This is a genomic window from Nonomuraea sp. NPDC049684 (assembly GCF_044465345.1).
In the GTDB taxonomy this organism is placed as follows: Bacteria; Actinomycetota; Actinomycetes; order Streptosporangiales; family Streptosporangiaceae; genus Nonomuraea.
The window spans coordinates 87,286-107,699 of the sequence record NZ_JBITLO010000019.1 but is presented as its reverse complement, the minus strand read 5'-3'; the positions used below and the strand labels follow the sequence as shown (position 1 = coordinate 107,699).

At 72.7% G+C, this 20,414-nt stretch carries 17 protein-coding genes and 1 pseudogene; 13 read left to right on the top strand and 5 right to left on the bottom strand.

Translation table 11 applies throughout. The annotated features are described in order from the left end of the window. The first annotated feature begins 4 nt into the window (after positions 1-4). From ACIBST_RS41795 to glgB, 9 genes are read left to right on the top strand one after another with little or no spacing between them, the layout of a single operon-like run. Positions 5-1,807, top strand: a complete 1,803-nt coding sequence (locus tag ACIBST_RS41795) for an AGE family epimerase/isomerase (RefSeq protein WP_397179055.1) — start codon at positions 5-7, stop codon at positions 1,805-1,807. Between the two features lie 11 nt (positions 1,808-1,818). Further along, on the top strand, positions 1,819-2,178 hold the full coding sequence (locus ACIBST_RS41790; protein ID WP_358010729.1) for an STAS domain-containing protein: 360 nt from the start codon (positions 1,819-1,821) through the stop codon (positions 2,176-2,178). After that, positions 2,175-4,304 carry a glycogen debranching protein GlgX gene (gene glgX, locus ACIBST_RS41785; protein WP_397179054.1) on the top strand — a complete coding sequence of 710 codons (2,130 nt, stop codon included), beginning with the start codon at positions 2,175-2,177 and terminating at the stop codon, positions 4,302-4,304. Before ACIBST_RS41790 ends, glgX begins: the two co-directional genes overlap by 4 nt. Positions 4,305-4,323: 19 nt before the next feature. Beyond that, a complete protein-coding gene (locus tag ACIBST_RS41780; protein ID WP_352329001.1) occupies positions 4,324-4,644 on the top strand; it encodes an anti-sigma factor antagonist in 321 nt (106 codons plus the stop codon). Further along, positions 4,628-5,059, top strand: coding sequence for an ATP-binding protein (locus tag ACIBST_RS41775; protein WP_397179053.1), 432 nt, complete (start codon positions 4,628-4,630; stop codon positions 5,057-5,059). The genes ACIBST_RS41780 and ACIBST_RS41775 overlap by 17 nt, the downstream gene beginning before the upstream one ends. Before the next feature lie 9 nt (positions 5,060-5,068). Then, positions 5,069-6,241: a PP2C family protein-serine/threonine phosphatase gene (locus ACIBST_RS41770; RefSeq protein ID WP_397179052.1), complete on the top strand. Its 1,173-nt coding sequence runs from the start codon at positions 5,069-5,071 to the stop codon at positions 6,239-6,241. Further along, a complete protein-coding gene (locus ACIBST_RS41765; RefSeq protein WP_397179051.1) occupies positions 6,238-7,545 on the top strand; it encodes a sugar phosphate nucleotidyltransferase in 1,308 nt (435 codons plus the stop codon). The genes ACIBST_RS41770 and ACIBST_RS41765 overlap by 4 nt, the downstream gene beginning before the upstream one ends. Before the next feature lie 3 nt (positions 7,546-7,548). Further along, positions 7,549-9,531, top strand: coding sequence for an alpha-1,4-glucan--maltose-1-phosphate maltosyltransferase (locus tag ACIBST_RS41760; RefSeq protein ID WP_397179050.1), 1,983 nt, complete (start codon positions 7,549-7,551; stop codon positions 9,529-9,531). Continuing rightward, positions 9,531-11,435 carry a 1,4-alpha-glucan branching protein GlgB gene (glgB, locus tag ACIBST_RS41755; RefSeq protein WP_397179049.1) on the top strand — a complete coding sequence of 635 codons (1,905 nt, stop codon included), beginning with the start codon at positions 9,531-9,533 and terminating at the stop codon, positions 11,433-11,435. Before ACIBST_RS41760 ends, glgB begins: the two co-directional genes overlap by 1 nt. 22 nt (positions 11,436-11,457) lie before the next feature. Here the strand turns inward: glgB and ACIBST_RS41750 are convergent, their stop codons facing one another. Both ACIBST_RS41750 and ACIBST_RS41745 read right to left on the bottom strand, forming a co-directional pair. After that, a complete protein-coding gene (locus ACIBST_RS41750) occupies positions 11,458-12,096 on the bottom strand; it encodes a response regulator transcription factor (protein WP_358297574.1) in 639 nt (212 codons plus the stop codon). Then, positions 12,074-12,955 (bottom strand): sensor histidine kinase, encoded by an 882-nt coding sequence (locus ACIBST_RS41745; RefSeq protein ID WP_397179048.1) that lies wholly within the window; start codon positions 12,953-12,955, stop codon positions 12,074-12,076. The genes ACIBST_RS41750 and ACIBST_RS41745 overlap by 23 nt, the downstream gene beginning before the upstream one ends. Before the next feature lie 330 nt (positions 12,956-13,285). Here ACIBST_RS41745 and ACIBST_RS41740 point away from each other — a divergent pair, with 330 nt between their 5' ends. The 3 genes from ACIBST_RS41740 (at position 13,286) to ACIBST_RS41730 (ending at position 16,638) form a co-directional block, all read left to right on the top strand. Further along, complete coding sequence (locus tag ACIBST_RS41740) at positions 13,286-14,437, top strand: IS701 family transposase (RefSeq protein WP_397179047.1); 1,152 nt, start codon at positions 13,286-13,288, stop codon at positions 14,435-14,437. Between the two features lie 35 nt (positions 14,438-14,472). Next, positions 14,473-15,585, top strand: a complete 1,113-nt coding sequence (locus ACIBST_RS41735) for a low temperature requirement protein A (RefSeq protein WP_397179046.1) — start codon at positions 14,473-14,475, stop codon at positions 15,583-15,585. 90 nt (positions 15,586-15,675) lie between these two features. Beyond that, positions 15,676-16,638, top strand: a complete 963-nt coding sequence (locus tag ACIBST_RS41730) for a hypothetical protein (RefSeq protein ID WP_397179045.1) — start codon at positions 15,676-15,678, stop codon at positions 16,636-16,638. A gap of 85 nt (positions 16,639-16,723) precedes the next feature. Here ACIBST_RS41730 and ACIBST_RS41725 read toward each other — a convergent pair whose 3' ends face one another. The 3 genes and pseudogenes from ACIBST_RS41725 to ACIBST_RS41715 form a co-directional block, all read right to left on the bottom strand. Next, entirely contained in the window at positions 16,724-18,058 is a 1,335-nt protein-coding gene (locus ACIBST_RS41725) for a sensor histidine kinase (protein ID WP_397179044.1), read from the bottom strand. Further along, positions 18,055-18,725 (bottom strand): annotated as a pseudogene (locus ACIBST_RS41720) (response regulator transcription factor). Before ACIBST_RS41720 ends, ACIBST_RS41725 begins: the two are co-directional and overlap by 4 nt. A 51-nt stretch (positions 18,726-18,776) precedes the next feature. Next, positions 18,777-19,307: a hypothetical protein gene (locus ACIBST_RS41715; protein ID WP_397179043.1), complete on the bottom strand. Its 531-nt coding sequence runs from the start codon at positions 19,305-19,307 to the stop codon at positions 18,777-18,779. A gap of 231 nt (positions 19,308-19,538) precedes the next feature. Here ACIBST_RS41715 and ACIBST_RS41710 point away from each other — a divergent pair, with 231 nt between their 5' ends. Continuing rightward, positions 19,539-20,414, top strand: a complete 876-nt coding sequence (locus ACIBST_RS41710; protein ID WP_397179042.1) for a diacylglycerol/lipid kinase family protein — start codon at positions 19,539-19,541, stop codon at positions 20,412-20,414.

Genomic DNA, 20,414 nt, shown 5'->3' with positions numbered 1-20,414 from the left:
AACGATGAACTTCACCTTCATGGACACCGTGGCCGGGCGGGTCGAACGGTTCGACGCCGGCTCCGGCTCCTTCCGGCTGGCGACCATCGACGGCCGCACGGTCGAGGTGCGCCTGGACGGCGAGGTCTCGGCCGAGGTGCTGCGCAACCTGGGCGAGCCGTACGTGGACGCGGGCGACCACGTGCGCGACATGCTGACGCCGGGCCGCCACCTGTTCGTCTACGGGATCTTCTACCCCGAGGGCGAGGAGCCGGTCTTCTCGGCCAAGCGGCTGATCTTCCTGGGCCGCGGCGCCGGCGAGTACCGGTTCGAGCAGCCCGACTGGTGGATCAACCAGCTCGACGAGATCGCCGCGTTCTACCGCCGCGCCCAGTTCGGGCAGGGGCCGGTCGACTTCCGCGACTACCGGACGATCCTGCGCCTGGGCGGCGACAAGACCGCCAGCCACGTGCAGGAGACCGACACGATCTCGCGGCTGGTGTACGGCATGGCCTCGGCGTACCTGCTGACCGGCGACGACGCCTACCTGGAGGTCGCCGAGCGCGGCACCCGCTACCTGCGCGAGCACATGCGCTTCGTGGACCCCGAGAACGACGTCGTGTACTGGTACCACGGCATCAAGGTGGACGGCGAGCACGAGAAGAAGCTGTTCACCTCGGAGTTCGGCGACGACTACGACGCCATCCCGATGTACGAGCAGATCTACGCCCTGGCCGGCCCGACGCAGACCTACCGCGTCACCGGCGACAAGCGCATCGCCTCCGACGCCGACGCCACGCTGCGGCTGTTCGAGAAGTTCTTCCGCGACCACCGGCGCGGCGGCTACTACTCGCACGTCGACCCGATCCTGCTCAGCCCGCACCACGAGTCGCTCGGGCCGAACCAGTCGCGCAAGAACTGGAACTCCATCGGCGACCACGCCCCGGCCTACCTGATCAACTACTACCTGGCCACCGGCGACGAGCGTCACCTGGAGATGCTGGAGCGCACCTTCGACACGATCGTCGAGCACTTCCCTGAGCCGTCGAGCCCGTTCGTCAACGAGCGCTTCCACGACGACTGGAGCCACGACCTGACGCACGGCTGGCAGCAGGACCGCGCGGTCGTCGGGCACAACCTGAAGATCGCCTGGAACCTCATGCGCATGCACGGCGCCCGCCCCAAGGACGCCTACCGCGACCTGGCCGAGCACCTGGCCCGAACCATGCCGGCGGTCGGCAGCGACCAGCAGCGCGGCGGCTGGTACGACGTCGTCGAGCGGCACCGGGCCGAGGGCCAGCGGTGGCACCGCTTCGCCTGGCACGACCGCAAGGCGTGGTGGCAGCAGGAGCAGGCGATCCTGGCGTACCTGATCGTGGCCGGCGAGCTGGGCGGTGAGGACCACCTGGAGCAGGCGCGGCAGGCGGCGGGCTTCTACAACGCCTTCTTCCTCGACCACGACGAGGGCGCGGTCTACTTCAACGTTCTGGCCAACGGCCTGCCGTACCTGCTCGGGACCGAGCGGTTCAAGGGCAGCCACTCGATGAGCATGTACCACTCCTCCGAGCTGTGCTATCTGGCGACCGTGTACACGCGGCTGCTGGTCACCCGGCAGCCGCTCACCCTGCACTTCAAGCCGGGCCCGGACGCCGACCGCATCCTGCGCGTCGCGCCCGACCTGCTGCCGGCCGGGCGGGTGCTGCTGACCGAGGCCGAGGTGGACGGCAAGCCGTACGAGGTGCTGGACCCGGTGGCGATGACCGTGGAGCTGCCGGAGTCCACCGAGGCGCTGCGCGTCAAGGTGACGCTGACCCCGGTGCAGGAGTGAGCGTGCCGGCCATGGAGATCACGACGGACACGATCGGCCCGGTCACCGTGATCGGGCTCACCGGCCAGCTCGACAGCAGGTCGGCCCCGGCGGCGCAGGAGCGCATCCTGTCGCTGCTGCCGGACAGCCGGCCGGTGCTGCTCGACCTGACCGGCGTCAGCTACCTGTCCAGCGCGGGCCTGCGCACGATGCTGCTGGTCTACCGGCAGGCGCGGACCCTGGACAGCTTCATCGCCCTGGTGGGCCTGTCGGCCGAGCTGCGCGGGGTGATGGCGGCGACCGGGTTCCTGCGCTTCTTCGTCGTCGCCGACTGCGTGGCGGACGCGCTGGAGATCGTCCGGGCCGCCGAGCCCCGGGAGGAGGCCACATGAGTGTGGAGACGCAGGGCGTGCCGGGCCGGATCGACTCCTTCCCGACGGCCGAGCTGGCCGGGTTCGGGGTGCGGGCGGGCCATCCGATGCCGTTCGGCGCCACGCTGGTGCCCGGCGGGGTGAACTTCTCGGTCTACTCCAGCGGCGCGAGCGCGGTCTCGCTGGTGCTGTTCCGACGCGGGGAGCGGGAGCCGTTCGCCGAGCTGCCCTTCCCCGGCGAGTACCGGATCGGCGGCGTGTGGGCCATGACCGTGTTCGGCCTGGACCACGAGGGCGTCGAGTACGGCTACCGCGTCGCCGGCCCGGAGACGCCGGGTCCCGGCGACCGGTTCGACCCGGGCAGGATCCTGGCCGACCCGTACGCCAGGGTCATGTCGGGCCGCGACGTGTGGGGCGCCGACGTCGACTGGGACGACCCGTACCCCTACCGGTCGGTGCTGGTCTCCGACGACTTCGACTGGGAGGAGGACCGGCCGCTGCGCGTCGCGCCGGAGGACCTGGTCGTCTACGAGCTGCACGTGCGCGGCTTCACGGCGGACCCGTCCTCGGGGGTGTCGGCGCCGGGCACGTACGCGGGGCTGATCGAGAAGATCCCCTACCTGAAGGCGCTCGGCGTCAACTGCGTGGAGCTGATGCCGGTCTTCGAGTTCGACGAGTTCGACATGAGCCGGGTCAACCCGGTCACCGGCGAGCGCCTGTACAACTACTGGGGCTACTCGACACTGGGCTTCTTCGCGCCCAAGGCCGGCTACGCGGCCACCGGCCGGTACGGCATGCAGTCCGACGAGTTCAAGAACCTGGTCAAGGAGCTGCACCGGGCCGGGATCGCGGTGGTGCTGGACGTGGTCTTCAACCACACGGCCGAGGGCAACGAGAACGGCCCGACCATCCACTTCCGCGGCCTGGACAACGGCACGTACTACATGCTCACGCCGGAGGGTTACTACTACAACTTCAGCGGCACCGGGAACACCTTCAACTGCAACCACCCGGTGGTGCGCGACTACGTGCTCGACTGCCTGCGCTACTGGGCCGGCGAGTACCACATCGACGGCTTCCGCTTCGACCTGGCCGCGATCCTGGACCGCGGCCAGGACGGCGCGCCGCTGGCCAACCCGCCGCTGATCGAGACGCTGGCCCACGACCCGCTGCTGCGCGACTGCCTGCTGATCGCCGAGGCGTGGGACGCCGGCGGCCTGTACCAGGTGGGCTCCTTCCCCGGCTACCAGCGCTGGTCGGAGTGGAACGGCCGCTACCGCGACGCGCTGCGCCGCTTCCTGAAGGCCGACCCCGGCTCGGCCGGCGAGCTGGCCACCCGGCTGGTCGGCTCGCCCGACCTGTACGCCTCCCGCGGCACGCTGGCCTCGGTCAACTTCGTCACCTGCCACGACGGGTTCACGCTGGCGGACCTGTTCGCCTACAACGGCAAGCACAACGAGGCCAACGGCGAGGACAACCGCGACGGCAGCGACGACAACCAGAGCTGGAACTGCGGCGCCGAGGGCCCGACGCGGGACGCCGAGGTGCTGGCGCTGCGCGGGCGGCAGGCCAGGAACGCGATGCTGCTGCTCCTGCTCAGCCAGGGCATCCCGATGATCCTGGCCGGCGACGAGGTCGGCCGCACCCAGCAGGGCAACAACAACGCCTACTGCCACGACGGCCCGCTGTCGTGGTTCGACTGGGGCCTGACCGAGCGAAACGGCGGCCTGCTGCGGTTCGTGCGCGAGTGCGTCGCCTTCCGCGCCGCGCACCCGATGGTGCGCGACCGCCGCCACCCGTGCGGCGACGAGGGCGCCGGGCTGCCGCGGGTGTCCTGGCACGGCGAGCGGGCCGGCGAGCCCGACTGGTCGCCGGACAGCACGCTGGTGGCGATGCTGCGCAGCGGCCCGGCGGCCGGCGGCGGCGAGGAGCACCTGTACCTGGCCGCCAACACCCACTGGCAGGCGCGGGAGCTGGAGCTGCCCGCGCTGCCGGACGGCGCGGTGTGGCACCTGTTCGCCGACACCGCGGCCGCCGCCCCCGGCGACGTCCACTCACCGGGCCAGGAGCCGCCGCTGGCCGACCAGCGGCGGATCGTCGTCGGCCCGCGGGCCGCGGTCGCGCTGGTCGGCCGCGCCCATCCCTGAAATCCCCGAAGGAGATCCCATGTCGTTCAACGCGATCCTGACCCACGACGGCAGCACCGCACTGATCACGCTGGAGGGCGAGCTGGACGCCCTGACCGCCGAGACCTTCAGGAGGGAGGTGGAGCGCGCGGCCGAGGCCGCGGCCGAGCTGCTGGTGCTGGAGATGTCGCAGCTCAGCTACATGTCCTCGGCGGGGCTGCGCGGGCTGGTGTTCGCCCGGCAGAAGCTGGCCGACGACGTGCGCATCGTGCTGGTCGGCGCCAACGACGCCATCGAGCAGACCATCCGGCTGGTCGGCTTCCACCACAGCGTGGACTTCAGCGATGCGATCCCCGAGTAGGCAGGCGATGCAGCGGCTCAGGCTCCCCGCCGAGCCCGAGTCGCTGGACGAGCTGATGGCCTACGTGCAGACGCTGAGCGCGCTCGGCGGCCTGACCCGCACGCGCGCCCACTGGCTGCGGCTGGCCGCCGAGGAGCTGATCGTCAACATCATCACGCACGGCCACCGCGACCGGACGGGCGAGCTGGAGCTGACCGGCGGGGTGGAGCCGGGCCGGGTGTGGCTGCGCCTGACCGACTCGGCGCCGCCGTTCGACCCGACCGCCTACGAGGCCGTTCCCGACCTGGAACGGCCGCTGGGCGAGCGCCGGCCGGGCGGGCTGGGCGTCTACCTGGCCCGTACGGTCGCCGACCAGGTCCGCTACGAGTACAGCTCGGGTCGTAACCAGACGACCATCATCATGAACCGCGTCTAGGAGGTACCGATGGATGCGGAGGTGACCCTCGTCGTCAGTGGCCCATCACCAGCAGCGGAAGAGCTGTGCCTGCTGCTGGCCGCCGACGGCGCTCCCGTGGCCAGGCGCACCCCCGAGCAGCTGCTGGCCGAGGCGCCTCCGCCCACCGGTCTGCTGCTGGTGAACGCGAGCCTCGACGTGGAGGTCGTGCGCGAGGTGACGCGGGTCGTCCAGGCCGGCGCGCGGCCTCCCGTCGTGGTCGCGTTCACCGACGGCGACCTGCGTCAGCTCGAACCGCACGTGCTGGCCGGGCTGGACTACGTCGTCCCGCCCTTCGTGCCGGAGCTGCTGCACCGCAGGCTGCGGGCGGGCCAGGTGTTCGGCCGCTTCCCGGGCGCCGAGGAGGAGGCGCTGCTGAAGTACGAGCGCGAGCTGCAGATCGGGCGGGAGATCCAGGCGGGTTTCCTGCCCGACGCGCTGCCGGCCCGCGCCGGCTGGCAGCTCACCGTCCGGTTCCAGCCGGCCAGGGAGGTCGCGGGGGACTTCTACGACGCCCTGGAGCTGCTGGGCGGGTCGCGGATCGGGCTGGTGGTGGCCGACGTGTGCGACAAGGGCGTCGGCGCCGCCCTGTTCATGGCCCTGATCAGGACGCTGCTGCGGCACACGGCCGCCCATGTGGGGACCGGCGAGGCCGACCCCGTCCAGGACGACGCCACGCCGCTGCTGCGCGCGGTGATCGCGACCAACGACTACCTGACCGCCAACCACCTGCGCCAGGGCTACTTCGCCACGCTGTTCTTCGGCGTGCTCGACCCGGTCACCGGCGCGCTGGTCTACATCAACTGCGGGCACAACCCGCCCATCATCCGCCACGCGGGCGGCGGCCACACCCTGCTGCGTCCCACCGGGCCGGCGCTGGGGCTGGTGCCCGACTCCGTCTTCGAGGTCGGCAGGGCCCACCTGGACCAGGGGGACCTGCTGTTCGCCTACACCGACGGCGTGCCCGAGGCCAGGGACGAGTCCGGCCGCTTCTTCAGCGAGGAGCTCATGCTGACCCTCGTCTCGCAGCCCGCCACCGGCGCGGACGACCTGCTGGACAGGCTCGAACGGGAGATCAGCGCGCACATCGGGTCCGCCGAGCAGTTCGACGACATCACCATGATCGCCCTACGTAGGACACCCACGGGGAAGTACGGACAATGAACGAGATCGCCGGAATCGCACTGGCGGGCGGACAGGGTCTCAGGGCCCGGCCGCTCACCCTGGAGGCCCCCGGCCACCTGCGGAGCAAGGCCACGGTCTGCTTCGCCGGACGGCCGGTCATCGAATGGCAGATCATGGCCCTGCGCGACCAGGGGGTCAGCGACTTCTACCTCATCGCCAACGGCCGGGAGAACCGCTACCAGGCCAAGGACGTGCTCGGCCACGGCGAGGGGCTGGGCGTGCGGGTGCGCTACTCGCGGCCCCGGATGGACTGGACCAACACCGGTTCCGGCGAGGCGACGCTGAGCAGCCTGGACTACTGGCAGCTCGACGGGCTGGCGCTGGTCTTCCCGACCGACTCGCTGTTCGAGTTCGACCTGGAGGAGCTGGTCCGCCGCCACCGCGACAGCGACGCGGTGGTCACCGTGGCCGTGGTCGAGCGGCCGGCCGAGGAGGTGGCGGGCAAGTACGGCACGATGGTCACGGACGCCTCCGGGCGGATCCGGCGTTTCGTGGAGAAGCCACCGCTGGCCGAGGTGCAGGCCCTGGCCGCCGACCCGGCCCGGGTGCCCGTCAACGCCGGGCTCTACCTGGTCGACTGCGGGCGGCTGCGGAAGCTGGCCGGGGAGCCGGGGCTGGCCGAGCTGGCCCGCCACCGGCTCGACTGGGGGCACGACCTGCTCCCGTGGCTGGTGGAGGCCGGGCACCGGGTCGGCATCGCGCCCATCGCCAAGCTGGGCGACCTGGGCAACCTGCGCGACTATCTCGGCACGCTGACCGACGCGCTGAGCGGCGGCTACCCGCACGTGCTCAAGGGCATGCTGCGGGCCTGCCCGGGCAACGTGCGCATCCACGAGTCCTCGCTGCGCCAGCGGGACGCGACGTCGGGCATGACGCTGGCCGAGAAGATCAGCGCGGGCCTGGTCAGGATCGGGCCGAACGTGCACATCGGCCGGGACGTCGAGATCGGCCCCGGCGTGGTCGTCTCCGACTCCGCGATCGGCGACGGCGTGGACCTGCACACCGGGTGCCGGTTGCAGCGGGTGGCCTGCCTGGACGGCGCGATCATCGGGCCCTGGGCGCGGCTCACCGACACGCACGTGGGGACGATGGCCAGGGTGGAGTCGTTCGTGGACTGCGTGACCGTGCTGAGCGGCTACAGCGCGCTGGGCAACGGAGTGACGGTTCAGGCCGGCGTGCGGCTGTCCGGGGTGACGGTGTACCCGGGGCTGACCGTGCCGGCGCACTGCGAGGCCGCCGCCGGCACCTCGATCGAGACCATCGCCGACCTGCAGGACGCGTGACACATGACTGAGACGCTGGTGTTGACCGAGATCTCCGAGATCGCCGCGGGCCGGGTGCCCGTCGTCGGCGTCCGGCCCGTCGTGGCGGGCGGGTGCCGGCCCGCGCGCGCGGTGCCGGGCGAGCCGTTCGAGGTGTCGGCGACGCTGTTCCGGGAGGGGCACGGCGTGGTGGGCGCGAACGTCGTGCTCACCGATCCCGACGGCAAGCAGGCCGCCTGGATCCCGATGGCGGCCGTCGCCCAGGGCTCCGACCGGTACGCGGCCGAGGTGGCCGCCCACCGGGAGGGCGAGTGGACGTTCCGGGTGGAGGCGTGGAGCGACCCGGTGGCGACCTGGCTGCACGTGGCCGAGGTGAAGATCCCCGCCGCGATCGACGTGGCCGTCACGATGGAGGCCGGCGCCCGGCTGCTGACCAGGGCCGCCGCCCAGCCGGAGGTGCCGCCCGCCGACGCCCGGCTGCTGCGCGTGGCCGCCGCGACGCTGCGCGACGGCGAGCTGGACCCCGAGGCGCGGCTGGCGATCGCGCTGGCCGAGCCGGTGCTGCGGACGCTGGCCCGCCGGCCGCTGCGCGACCACGTGACGGCCGGTGAGGACCTGCCGCTGCTGGTGGAGCGCGAACGGGCGCTTTATGGGGCCTGGTACGAGTTCTTCCCCCGCTCCGAGGGCGCCGTGGTGGACCCCACGGGGTGCCGGCCGCCGCGCTCGGGCACCTTCCGGACCGCGGCCGAGCGGCTGCCCGCCGTCGCGGCGATGGGCTTCGACGTGGTCTACCTGCCGCCGATCCACCCGATCGGCCGGACCAACCGCAAGGGGCCGGGCAACTCGCCGATCGCCGGGCCGCACGACCCCGGCTCGCCGTGGGCGATCGGCTCGGCGGCGGGCGGGCACGACGCCGTCCACCCCGACCTGGGGACGATCGACGACTTCGACTTCTTCGTGGCCAGGGCCGCCGAGCTGGGCCTGGAGGTGGCGCTGGACTTCGCGTTGCAGTGCTCGCCCGACCACCCGTGGGTACGGGAGCACCCGCGGTGGTTCGAGCACCGGCCCGATGGCAGCATCGCCTACGCCGAGAACCCGCCCAAGAAGTACCAGGACATCTACCCGATCTCCTTCGACGCCGACCCCGGCGGCATCCTGGCCGAGTCGCTGCGGGTGCTGCGCCACTGGATGGGCCACGGGGTGCGGATCTTCCGGGTGGACAACCCGCACACCAAGCCGGTGTTCTTCTGGGAACGCCTGATCGCCGAGATCAACCGCACCGACCCGGACGTCGTCTTCCTGGCCGAGGCGTTCACCCGGCCGGCGATCATGCACACGCTGGCCGCGGTCGGCTTCCAGCAGTCCTACACCTACTTCACCTGGCGCAACGCCAAGCCGGAGCTGGAGAGCTACCTGGGCGAGCTGGCCGGGGAGGCGGCGGCGTACATGCGGCCGAACCTGTTCGTCAACACGCCCGACATCCTGCACGCCTACCTCCAGGAGGGCGGCCCCGCCGCGTTCCGGGTGCGGGCCGCGCTGGCCGCGACGGCCTCCCCCGCCTGGGGCGTGTACGCCGGGTTCGAGCTGTGCGAGCGCGAGCCGGCCGCGCCGGGCAGCGAGGAGTACACGGACTCGGAGAAGTACCAGTACCGGCCGCGCGACTGGTCGGCGGGCGGCACGCTGGCGCCCTTCCTGGCCGCGCTGAACCGGATCCGGCGCCGCCATCCGGCCCTGCGCCTGCTGCGCAACCTGCGCTTCCAGCACGCCGACGACGACGCCGTGCTCTGCTTCGCCAAGCAGGCGGGCGAGGACACCGTGATCGTCGTGGTCAACCTCGATCCGCACCACGTGCGGCAGGCCACGGTGACGCTGGACCTGCCCGACCTCGGGCCGTCCTTCCGGGTGCGCGACGAGCTGACCGGCGAGGTCTACCAGTGGGGGGCGCGCAACTTCGTGCGGCTGGACCCGTCCGGCCAGCCGGCGCACATCCTGACGGTGGAGCGGTGATGGACGTCCTGACCGGCGGGGGGCCGTCCGTGCTGGGCGAGCTGGACCTGCACCTCATCGGCGAGGGCAGGCACGAGGAGCTGTGGCGGGCGCTGGGCGGACGCACCCGGACGGTGGGCGGCGTGGCGGGCGTGTCGTTCGCCGTGTGGGCGCCGGGCGCGCGCGAGGTGCGGCTGGTGGGCGACCTGAACGGCTGGGACGGCGCCGGGCACGCGCTGCGCCGGGCGCCCGGCGGCGGCCTGTGGGAGCTGTTCGTGCCCGGGGCCGGCGACGGCTGCCGGTACATGTACGAGATCACCGGCGCGGACGGCCGTACCCGGCGCAAGGCCGACCCGCTGGCCCTGGCGGCCGAGCACCCGCCGCGCACCGCGTCGGTGGTGTTCACCTCGCGGCACCGCTGGCGCGACGGCGCGTGGCTGGCGGCCCGCGGCGAGGGCCCGGCCCGCGAGGCGCCCATGAGCGTGTACGAGCTGCACCTGGGCTCCTGGCGGCGCGGCCTGACCTACCGCGACCTGGCCGAGCAGCTTCCCGGGTACCTGCGCGGCATGGGCTTCACCCACGTGGAGCTCATGCCGGTGGCCGAGCATCCCTTCGGCGGCTCGTGGGGCTACCAGATCTCCTCCTACTACGCGCCGAGCTCCCGCTACGGCACCCCGGACGACTTCCGCGCCCTGGTCGAGGCGCTGCACCTGGCCGGGATCGGGGTGATACTCGACTGGGTGCCGGCGCACTTCCCGCGCGACGACTGGGCGCTGGCCCGCTTCGACGGCGGCCCCCTGTACGAGCACCCCGACCCGCTGCGCGGCGAGCACCCCGACTGGGGCACGCTCACCTTCGACCTGGGCCGCCCGCAGGTGCGCAACTTCCTCATCGCCAACGCCCTGTACTGGTGCGAGGAGTTCCACGTCGACGCGCTGCGCGTGGACGCCGTCGCCTCGATGCTCTACCTGGACTACTCCCGCCCGGACGGCGCCTGGCGGCCCAACGCGCACGGCGGCAGGGAGCACCTGGAGGCGATCGCGTTCCTGCGGGAGCTGAACGACACCGTCCACCGGCGCTGCCCGGGGGTGCTGACGATCGCCGAGGAGTCCACGGCGTGGGAGGGGGTGACCCGGCCGGCGTCCGCGGGCGGGCTGGGGTTCGACTTCAAGTGGAACATGGGCTGGATGCACGACACGCTCGGCTACATGCGGCGCGACCCGGTGCACCGGCCGTACCACCATCACGCGCTGACGTTCGGGCTGACGTACGCGTACGCGGAGGACTTCGTGCTGCCGCTCAGCCACGACGAGCTGGTGCACGGCAAGGGCTCGCTGGCCGGGAAGATGCCGGGCGACGAGTGGCAGCGGCTGGCGAACCTGCGCGCGTACCTGGCCTTCATGTGGGCGCATCCGGGCAAGAAGCTGCTGTTCATGGGCCAGGAGTTCGCGCAGCGGAGCGAGTGGTCCCATGACCGGGAGCTGGACTGGGCGCTGCTGCGCGACCCCCGGCACAAGGGCGTGCGGGACCTGGTCAGGGACCTGAACCGGCGCTACGCCGCGACCCCCGCGCTGTGGCGGCTGGACTGCTCCCCCGGCGGCTTCTCCTGGATCGACGCCGACGACGCCGGTTCCAGCGTCTACTCCTTCGTGCGCTGGGACCGGTGGGGGGCGCCGCTGGTGTGCGTGAGCAACCTGTCGCCGGTGCCGCGTCACGGGCACCGGCTGGCGCTCCCCTCCGGCGGGCGCTGGCACGAGGCGCTCAACACCGACGCCGCCTGTTACGGCGGCGGGAACCTCGGCAACCTGGGCTCGGTCACCTGCCCGGAGGGGGGTGCGGTCGCCGAGGTGCTGCTGCCGCCGCTGGCGACGCTCTGGCTGGTCCCCGGGGAGCCCGGAGGGGAGGCGTCAGAGCGTCAGCAGTGAGGCGGCCGTGGCGGAGGAGGCGTCAGAGCGTCAGCAGTGACGCGGCCATGGCCTTGTTCACGGCGTCGAGGCGGGAGGTGGCGTCGAGCTTGGTGAAGATGTTGCGCAGGTGACGCTTGACCGTGCCTTCGGCGATCATCAGCCGGGTGGCGATCTGGGCGTTGCTGAGGCCCTGGGCGGCCAGGGACAGCACGCTCAGCTCCCGCTCGGACAGCTTGCCGGCGCGCGGCCGGCCGGACATCATCAGGCTCTCCCGCGACACCGACAGGACCACCCGCTCGGCGTCCGCGCAGACGCCGCGGATGGCCTGCACCAGCTCCTCCCGGCCGACGCTCTTGAGCAGGTAGCCGCGCACGCCGTGGGCGATGAGCTCCTGCACCAGCACCGGGTCGTCGTACATGCTCAGCACGATGACGCGGGAGCGGGGCGAGACCCGGTGGATGTGGGTGGTGGTGCGCACGACGCCGTCGCCGGGCATCTCCACATCGAGCACCACGACGTCCGGCCGCAGCGCCTCGGCCGACTTCACCGCCGCGCGCGCGTCCCCCGCGGTGGCGACGACACGAAGGTCGGGTTCGAGCTCCAGTGTCTGCTTGAGCGTCTCCCGCAGGATCGTGTGGTCGTCGGCGATGAGGACGTCAATGCTGCCTTCTCTTTGCATCCGATGTTTCCTTCGGCCGCTCGTCCCGGACAGCCCGGACAGGGGCACGGAAGACGACCTCGGTGCCCTTCCCGGGGGTGCTCTCTATGGTCACCAGGCCGCCCAGAGCGACCCCGCGCTCGCGCATGGAGGTCAGGCCGTTCCCATGTTTCGCGCGCCAGCCCGAGAAACCCCGGCCATTGTCCCGCACAATTGCTGTGATCCGGTCGTGCACAATCTTGACGCACACTTCGAGCAGGTCGGCGGCCGCGTGGGAGATGCTGTTGGTAATGGCTTCGCGTAATATCAGGAATAACTCGTCCCGAATGCGCGGAGGCAGGCCGTCGACATCGCCGATAAGGGTGATGCGGTGCTCCAGCCGCGGGTCCACAATGGTAGTCATGAGCCGCACAAGCGCTTGCTCCATTCCCGGCCAATGGGCATGAACGCGCAGGTCGGATATGACGTCGCGGATTTCCTGGTGAGCTCGCAGCAGCGCGGCCTTCGCCTCCTTCACATGCACCGGGAAACCGTCCGTACCACGTGCGTGACCGATTTCGGCGAGCTCCAGCTGCCGGCTCGCCACGCTGATCTCGTGGCCCACCCGGTCGTGCAGGTCGCGGGAAATTCTCCGCCATTCCCGGGCGTCGCCGCGGCCGCCGTCCATTGACCCGGCCAGGGCTCCCGCGGAGCGGTCCGTACTGGCCTTGAGCCGGGCCACCATCAGGTCGAGGAGCTCTTCCGCCAACTCCGCGCACTCGCCCGCGGCGGCCCCGGAAGTTGATTCTTCAATTTCGCCGCACAGCTGTGCCAAGATCGCAGCCTTATGGGCCTCGATCCGTTCGGCTATCACAACCGTGGGCTGGATGTTGCACTGCACTGGTCATCCCCCGTAGTGTGTGTCGCCTTACTCTGTCACCGGCGCAGATCCCCGCATCATATGATCACATGATTCCGGTGGATGCAAGAGTGCACTCCAGACTCATCGGGCGGCAAGTGCATTACCCGCACACCTGACTGGGGCCGCGTGTGATGTAATACCGGGTTATCGATGAGCACCCGGTAGATGCCTCCTAGAGTACTCCCTTTAATACTCCAGGACAGCTCCGCTGCCACCTTGGTGTTACTCTCTTGTGCGAACCAAAACTTAACTGCGATCCTGACCGCGTTCGCCATTACGGATCTTCTCTAATGCAGGTGAGGGGCGGTCATGAGAGAACTCGCGGTGAACGAGCGCGAAGAGTTCGCGGAATTCTTCGGTACGATATTCGGTTCGCTGCCGCGCTCCGACCAGCGTAGCGCGGCCGAGTCGTACGTGCTGGGGCTGCTGCACGCGGGCGGGCGCAAGTCCATCCAGCGCATCGCCGACGAGGTGGGCGGCCCGCACAACGGCCAGTCGCTCCAGCAGTTCGTCAACCAGAGCCGCTGGGACCCGCGCCCGGTCCGCCGCACCGTCGCCGACGTGCTGGCGACCGGCGCGCCCCCGGCCGCGTGGCTGGTGGAGGAGGTGGCCTTCGCCAAGCACGGCCGCTGGTCGGCGGGCGTCGAGCGCCAGTACGTGCGCGGCCTGGGCCGCACGGTCAACTGCCAGGTGGGCGCGGCCGTGCTGATGACCTCCGGCGAGGCCGCCGTGCCGGTCAACTGGCGGCTGTGCCTGCCGCAGTCGTGGGAGGCCGACCACGACCGGCGGGCCCGCGCGCACGTGCCCGACCAGGAGCGGCACCGGCCCTTCGGCGAGCACGTGATCGACCTGGTCGACGACCTGACGCTCGACTGGGGCACGCCCGTCGCGCCGCTGGTGGCCGACCTCACCCACGTCCGGGGCGTCGCCGACCTGCTGCGCGGCCTGGAGGACCGCGGCCTCGACTACGTCGTCGAGGTCGAGGCCCGCCACCGGGTCAGGGCCTCGATGAGCGTGGTGCGCGGGGGCGGCCCGCGGGCCCGCGTCTCGCTGGCCGAGGCGGCGCAGGCCGCGGCCGGGGCGGAGCGGCGCACGGTGGCCTGGTGGGAGGGGCCGCGGGGGCGGTCGCTGCGTTCGCAGTTCGTCCTCCTGCCGGTCTCCGACGAGCAGGCGCGCTCGCGCAGGGTGCTGGTGGAGTGGCCGCTCGGCCGGCCGCGGCCGCGCGCGTTCTGGCTGACGAACATGTCCGTGCCGGCGCAGGAGCTGGTCGCGCTGGCCAAGTCCCGCTGGCGGGCCGCCCACGCCATCGGCGAGCTGGCCGGGGGCTTCGGGCTGTTCGACTACGAGGGCCGTTCCTTCCACGGCTGGCACCACCACGTCACGCTGGCCTCGGCCGCCTACGCCTTCGACGTGCGCTGGCGGCTGGCCGCGGGCGCCGAGCCCGCGCTGCTGCCCGCGTGAGCACCCGCACGACGTACGAGGAGTCACACCGCTCGATGAAGCCGAAAGCAGACAAGCAAGTCACCTGGGTCGAGCTCTTCTTCGACCTGGTCTTCGTGTTCGCCGTCACCCAGCTGTCCGACCTGCTCCACCGCGGCCACGGCTGGGGCAGCGTGGGGCAGGCCGTCGTCGTGCTGGTGCCGACGTACTGGGCCTGGGTGGGCATGGCGGTGCACGCCAACACCCGCGACGTCAACAACACCCCCGACCGGCTGGGCATCCTGGCGCTCAGCCTGTGCGGGCTGTTCATGGCGCTGGCCACCCCCCTGGCCTACGAGGAGCGCGGGCTGATGTTCGGCGCCGCCTACTTCGCCCAGCGCTCGCTGCTGGCCGCGCTGTACTTCCGCGGCCGGCCGTTCGAGCTGGTCAATCCGTTCACGCTCTCGGTGTGCGTGACCGGGCCGCTGCTGCTGGCCGGGGGCCTGCTCGACAGCGGCACCCGGGTGTGGGTCTGGGCCGCGGCCGCCGCCATCGACCTGGCCGCGCCGGTGCTGACCCGCAGCCATCTGGTGCGGGTCAACTTCCATCCCCATCACTTACCCGAGCGGTTCGGCCTGTTGCTGATCATCGCGATGGGCGAGCCGATCCTGGCCATCGGCGCGCAGGCGTCGGCGGCGCGCCCGCTCGCCGTGGGCTCGATCGGCGCGGTCGCCGCGACGTTCGTGCTGGCCTGCGCGCTGTGGTGGGTGTACTTCATCTTCGCCGCCGAGTCGCTGCCCAAGGCCCTGGACGAGGCCGTGATCCGCACCGACCTGATCCGGCGCGTCTTCTCCTACGGCCACCTGGCCTTCATCGGGTCGATCATGGCGATGGCGGTGGGCATGGCCGAGGTCGTCTCCCATCCCGGCCAGGTCTTCGCCGCTCCCGTGACCGCGCTGCTGTTCGGCGGCTGCGCCCTGTACTTCGCGACGTTCTGCTACGCCCGCTGGCACATCTTCGGCAAGTGGTCGGGGCCGCAGCTCGCCATGCCGGTGGCCAGCCTGGCGATCATCCCGATCGCGTTGCAGGCGCCGGCGCTGCTGTCGGTGGCCGCCCTGGTGCTCGTGGTGATGACGTTCAACTTCCTGGAACATTCGCGGGCCAGATCCGAGTCCGACGCCTTGACTTAGCGCGCGCTCTAACCGGCAAGGTGAGGGCGGCGGCGCCGGTCGTGCGGGCCGCCGCCAGGACCTGAGCCGGGTGGACAACTGAGGAGCGTCATGAAGAATCCCGCTGTTCGAGTCGCGGTCGCCTACCTGGTGTCCGCGGTCGTCGGCGCCGTGATCATCGGCTCGTTCGTCGGAGCGTTGCACCACCCGGTTCCGCACAGGGTGCCGCTCGCCGTGGTCGGCCCCGACGCCGCCCGCCTGGAGCAGGCCGCGGGCGGGGCCGTGGACGCGCGCCCCTACGCCGACGCGGCCGGCGCGCGGACGGCGGTGCTCCGGCGCGAGGTCGAGGCCGCCTACCTGGCCGGCGAGGGCCGCCTGCTGGTCGCCAGCGCGGGCGGCGACACGGCGGCCCCGCACTTCACCGCCCTGATGCAGCGCGCCGCCGGACGGCAGCTCGCGGTCGAGGACGTGCGGCCGCTGGCCGAGGGCGACTCCTCCGGCGTGTCCGGCATGTTCTACGTGCTGGGCCTGCTGCTGACCGCGCTGGCGACGACCGTGCTCACCATGCGCATGCAGCCGATGATGCACCGGGGGCTGCGGCTGGCGGCGCTCGCGCTCGGCGCGGTGACCGGCGGCCTGGCGCTCACCTGGGTCGTCGACGGCCTGCTCGGCGCGCTCACCGGCGCCCCGCTCGGTCTCCTGGCCGTCTCCGCTGCGGTGATCTTCCTGATCTCGGTGGCGGTGAACGGCCTGATGCGCCGCTTCGGGCCGCGCGGCGTGATCGCGGCGGCCGTGCTGTTCATCCCGATCGGCCTGCCGGCCAGCGGCGGCCCGTTCGGCGCCGCCTTCATCGAGCCCTGGTACGCGGCGCTCGGCTACGTGCTGCCCACCCGGTCGGCGCTCGAACTGGTGCGCAGCGTGGTCTACTTCGACGGCGCCGCCGTGGCCGTCCCGCTGACGGTGCTCGGCCTGTGGGCGGTGCTCGGCCTGGCGCTGATGGCGCTGCCGCCGCGTCCGATGCCCCGGCCGGCCGCGCCCGCCACGCCCGCGGTGCCCGTCGCCGGGGCTCATTGAACACCGACCGGCCACCGGCCCCTTGACCGGCGCGGCCGCGGGTGCGGGGGTCCGCGCCCGTGGTCGCGCCCTCATCCGCGGCGGGTCAGGTGGCCGGGGGCAGCGCGAGGACCAGCCGTACGCCGGGCCGCAGCGGCTCGGCGCGCACCGATCCGGCGTGCGCCTCGGCGATCTGGCGGACGATGGCCAGGCCGAGCCCCGAACCCGGCAGGGAGCGGGCCGACTCGGCGCGGTAGAACCGGTCGAACACGAACGGCAGGTCGTGGGCCGCGATGCCGGGGCCCTGGTCGGCCACCGACAACGAGCCCGCCGCGTCCACCCGTACCAGCACCACGCCGCCGGGCGGGCTCCACTTGATCGCGTTGTCCACCAGGTTGGAGACCGCCCGTTCGACCGCGTCGGCGTCGGCCGTCACCAGGCACTCGGCCAGCTCGCCGCGCAGCCGTACGTGCGGGGCGCGGGCCGCGGCCCTGGCCAGCACGCGCCCGGCCACCAGGTCGAGCCGGACGTCCTCCAGGTGCAGCTCGACGTCGCCGTGCCTGGCCAGCTCGACCAGGTCGTTGACCAGCACCCGCAGCTCCTCGGCCTGGACGCGGGCCTCGTGCACCAGGGCCGGGGCCTGCGGGTCGGCCGTGCCGCGCCCTTCCTCCAGCAGCTCCAGGTTGGTGGTGAGGCTGGTCAGCGGCGTGCGCAGCTCGTGGGAGGCGTCGGCGACCAGGCGCCGCTGGGCCAGCACCGACTCGCGCAGCGCGAGCGTCATCGTGGTGAACGAGCCGGCCAGGCGGGCCACCTCGTCCCGTCCGGCGCCCATGCCCTCCAGCCCGTCGGCGGTGAGGGTGCCGGTGGCGGTGACCCGCTCCACCACGGCGGTCAGCCGGGCGACGGGCCGCAGCGCCCGGCCGGCGAGCAGCCGCGCGCCCGCCGCCGCGACCAGCGCGCCGCCCAGCGTCAGCGCGGCCAGCAGCAGCTTCAGCGCGTTCAGCGTCCGCTCGTCGCGGTTCAGCGGGAACGCCGTGCGCACCAGGACGCCCTTGCCCAGGTTGAGCGGGGCCGTGTAGAGCCGGTAGCGCACGCCGTCGTAGGCGACGTCCCGGAAGTAGGGGGGCAGCTTGCCGTACGCGACCGCCTCGTCCTGCTCGGCCAGCGGCACGAACCCCTCGGTCGGGCCGGTCACCAGCGGGTCGGGGCAGAACTGCAGCAGCGTGTTGCCCACCGGGAGCGGGGTCGCGGGCAGCGGCGAGTCGGCGGTCTTCAGCGACTCCAGCAGCCGCGGCGCCTGCCCGGCGGCCAGCACCAGCTCCCCGTCGTGCTGGCCGGCCAGCCCCGCCGCGGCCGCCGGGTAGACCACCAGCGAGACCGCCAGCAGCGCGGCGGCCACCACGGCGGCGACCGCCAGCGCGACCCTGGTGCGCAGCCTCACCGCTCCTCCCGCAGCACGTACCCCAGGCCGCGGACGGTCTGGATCAGCCGCGGCTCTCCCCCGGCCTCCAGCTTGGCCCGCAGGTAGCTGATGTAGACCCACAACGCGTTCGAGGACGGCCCGAAGTCGTACCCCAGACCGAGTCGAAGATGACCTCGCGGCTGAGCACCCGGCCCGGGTTGCGCAGGAACACCTTCAGCAGCGTGTACTCGGTCCTGGTCAGGTCGAGCGGCCGGCCGCCGCGGCTGGCCCGGCAGGCGGCCGGATCCAGCTCCAGGTCGGCGTGGCGGAGCAGCCCCTGGGCGGGCGCGCTGCGGCGCAGCAGCGCGCGCAGCCTGGCCCGCAGCTCCTCCAGCGCGAACGGCTTGACCAGGTAGTCGTCGGCGCCCGCGTCCAGGCCCGCGACCCGGTCGCCGACCAGGTCGCGGGCGGTGAGCATGAGGATCGGGGTGCGGTCGCCGGCGGCCCGCAGGCGGCGGCACACCTCCAGGCCGTCCAGGCCGGGCATCATGATGTCCAGCACCACCGCGTCCTGTCGTCCGCCGCCGGCCGCCTCCAGGGCGCGCAGGCCGTCGGCGGCGACGCTGACGTCGTAGCCCTCGCGGGTGAGCGCGTGGGTCAGGGAGCGGCGGACCGCCTCGTCGTCATCGGCAACAAGGACGTGCATGGTGCCACTCTCCCCTCCGCAACCCCGGCCGAGGAAGATCGGTGCCGGTCTCTATGCGGGCTCGGAGGCGGCCAGCGCGCGCTTGACGTTCCGCAGCGCCTGCTCCAGCCGGTCCGGCGTGACGCCGAGGTGCGCGGCCACCGCGCCGAACCCGGCCGAGTCCGGGTCCACCCGGCCCTTCTCGCTCAGGGCGTCCAGCTCCTTGACGGCGCGCAGGGCGCGGTCGTGGCCGACGCCCAGCTCGGCCGCGAGCGCCTTGGCGAACGCCTCCCGGGAGATGCCGTGGTCCTTCTCGCCGAATTTCCCGCGCTTGTCGGGCTTGTCGGGCTTGTCGGTCTTTTCGGGACCGCAGCCGGGCTTGCCGTCGCGCGGCTTCCCGCCGCCGGGGTCCCGCTCGGTCCTGACGTCGATCTTCACGTGGGTCTTCAGGTCGGCCCCTGCGTCGGCCTGCACGTCGGCGGGCGAGCACGTCGACGAGACCTGGGCACACGGGCCGGCCGCCGCGGCCGGCACCGCCCCCGAGGCGGCCAGCGTCAGGGCCGCCGCCGTCCCGAGGGCCAGCGCGGTCTTTCGTGGGTTCATGTCGGTTGCCCTTCTGGCGGCCGGTCCCCGGTGGCCCGGCCCGCTGCGGCCACTCAACCGCGGCCGCCTTCACCCCACCGTCGGGAAACCTTAGAAACGCCACAGAAGCGCGCGCCGCCGCGTCCCGCGCGCCGAACCTCCGCCCCGCGAACGCGTCCCGGCGGCGGGGCATTGTGGCGGGCGCCCGGGGAAGAGACCCATCCGCCCGGCGGAAGGGAAGGCGAGGACCCCGTGAGACTTCTGGTGATCTGCAACCGGCAGGCCGGCGGCGTCGGCGACGACGGCACGCGGGAGGTGCTGCGGCTGCTGCGGGCGGAGGCCGACGTGCGGGTCTGCGACGGCGACGCGCAGGAGGCCGTGCGGTCGCACGACGACCGGGTCCCGGTGGTGATGGGCGGCGACGGCAGCGTGCACGCGCTGGTCGCCGCGCTGCTGGAGCACGGCCGCCTGGACGCCGGCCCGGTCGGGCTGATTCCCATGGGCACCGGCAACGACCTGGCCCGCACGCTGGGCATCCCGCTCGACCCGGCCGAGGCGGCCCGCGTCGTGCTGGCGGGTCACGAGCGGCCCGTGGACCTGCTGATCGACGACGACGGCGGCATCGTGGTCAACGCCGCGCACCTCGGCGTGGGCGCGCACGCCGCCGAGCGGGCCGCGCCGCTGAAGCCGCTGCTCAGCCGGGCCGCGTACGCGGTGGGCGCGGTGCTGGCGGGCGCCGGGACGGGCGGCTGGCGGCTGCGGATCAGGGTGGACGGCGCCCAGGTGTGCACCGGCCGCCGCCGCGTGCTCATGGCCGGCGTCGGGAACGGCGCCACGATCGGCGGCGGCACGCCGCTGGCCCCGGCGGCCCGGCCCGACGACGGGCTGGCCGAGGTGGTGGTCTCCTACGCCACCGGACCGCTGGCCCGGCTGGCCTTCGCCGCCGGGCTGCGCCGCGGCCGGCACCCCGCCCGCCCCGACGTGCAGACCTTCCGGGGCAGGCGGATCACCGTGGCGGGCGGGCCCGTCCCGGCCAGCGTGGACGGCGAGCTGGAGCAGGTCGCCGAGCGGCGCACCTGGATCGTGCGGCCGGCCGCCTGGCGGGTGCTGGCGCCGCCCGCGTCCTGA

Excerpts from the sequence above, each read along its gene's own strand:
- ACIBST_RS41750 (WP_358297574.1), bottom strand. The coding sequence starts at position 12,096 with ATGCAAAGAGAAGGCAGCATTGACGTCCTCATCGCCGACGACCACACG.
- ACIBST_RS41740 (WP_397179047.1), top strand. The coding sequence starts at position 13,286 with ATGAGAGAACTCGCGGTGAACGAGCGCGAAGAGTTCGCGGAATTCTTC.
- ACIBST_RS41715 (WP_397179043.1), bottom strand. The coding sequence starts at position 19,307 with ATGAACCCACGAAAGACCGCGCTGGCCCTCGGGACGGCGGCGGCCCTG.
- ACIBST_RS41780 (WP_352329001.1), top strand. The coding sequence starts at position 4,324 with ATGTCGTTCAACGCGATCCTGACCCACGACGGCAGCACCGCACTGATC.
- ACIBST_RS41735 (WP_397179046.1), top strand. The coding sequence starts at position 14,473 with ATGAAGCCGAAAGCAGACAAGCAAGTCACCTGGGTCGAGCTCTTCTTC.
- glgX (WP_397179054.1), top strand. The coding sequence starts at position 2,175 with ATGAGTGTGGAGACGCAGGGCGTGCCGGGCCGGATCGACTCCTTCCCG.
- ACIBST_RS41775 (WP_397179053.1), top strand. The coding sequence starts at position 4,628 with ATGCGATCCCCGAGTAGGCAGGCGATGCAGCGGCTCAGGCTCCCCGCC.
- ACIBST_RS41770 (WP_397179052.1), top strand. The coding sequence starts at position 5,069 with ATGGATGCGGAGGTGACCCTCGTCGTCAGTGGCCCATCACCAGCAGCG.
- glgB (WP_397179049.1), top strand. The coding sequence starts at position 9,531 with ATGGACGTCCTGACCGGCGGGGGGCCGTCCGTGCTGGGCGAGCTGGAC.
- ACIBST_RS41760 (WP_397179050.1), top strand. The coding sequence starts at position 7,549 with ATGACTGAGACGCTGGTGTTGACCGAGATCTCCGAGATCGCCGCGGGC.
- ACIBST_RS41730 (WP_397179045.1), top strand. The coding sequence starts at position 15,676 with ATGAAGAATCCCGCTGTTCGAGTCGCGGTCGCCTACCTGGTGTCCGCG.
- ACIBST_RS41790 (WP_358010729.1), top strand. The coding sequence starts at position 1,819 with ATGGAGATCACGACGGACACGATCGGCCCGGTCACCGTGATCGGGCTC.
- ACIBST_RS41795 (WP_397179055.1), top strand. The coding sequence starts at position 5 with ATGAACTTCACCTTCATGGACACCGTGGCCGGGCGGGTCGAACGGTTC.
- ACIBST_RS41765 (WP_397179051.1), top strand. The coding sequence starts at position 6,238 with ATGAACGAGATCGCCGGAATCGCACTGGCGGGCGGACAGGGTCTCAGG.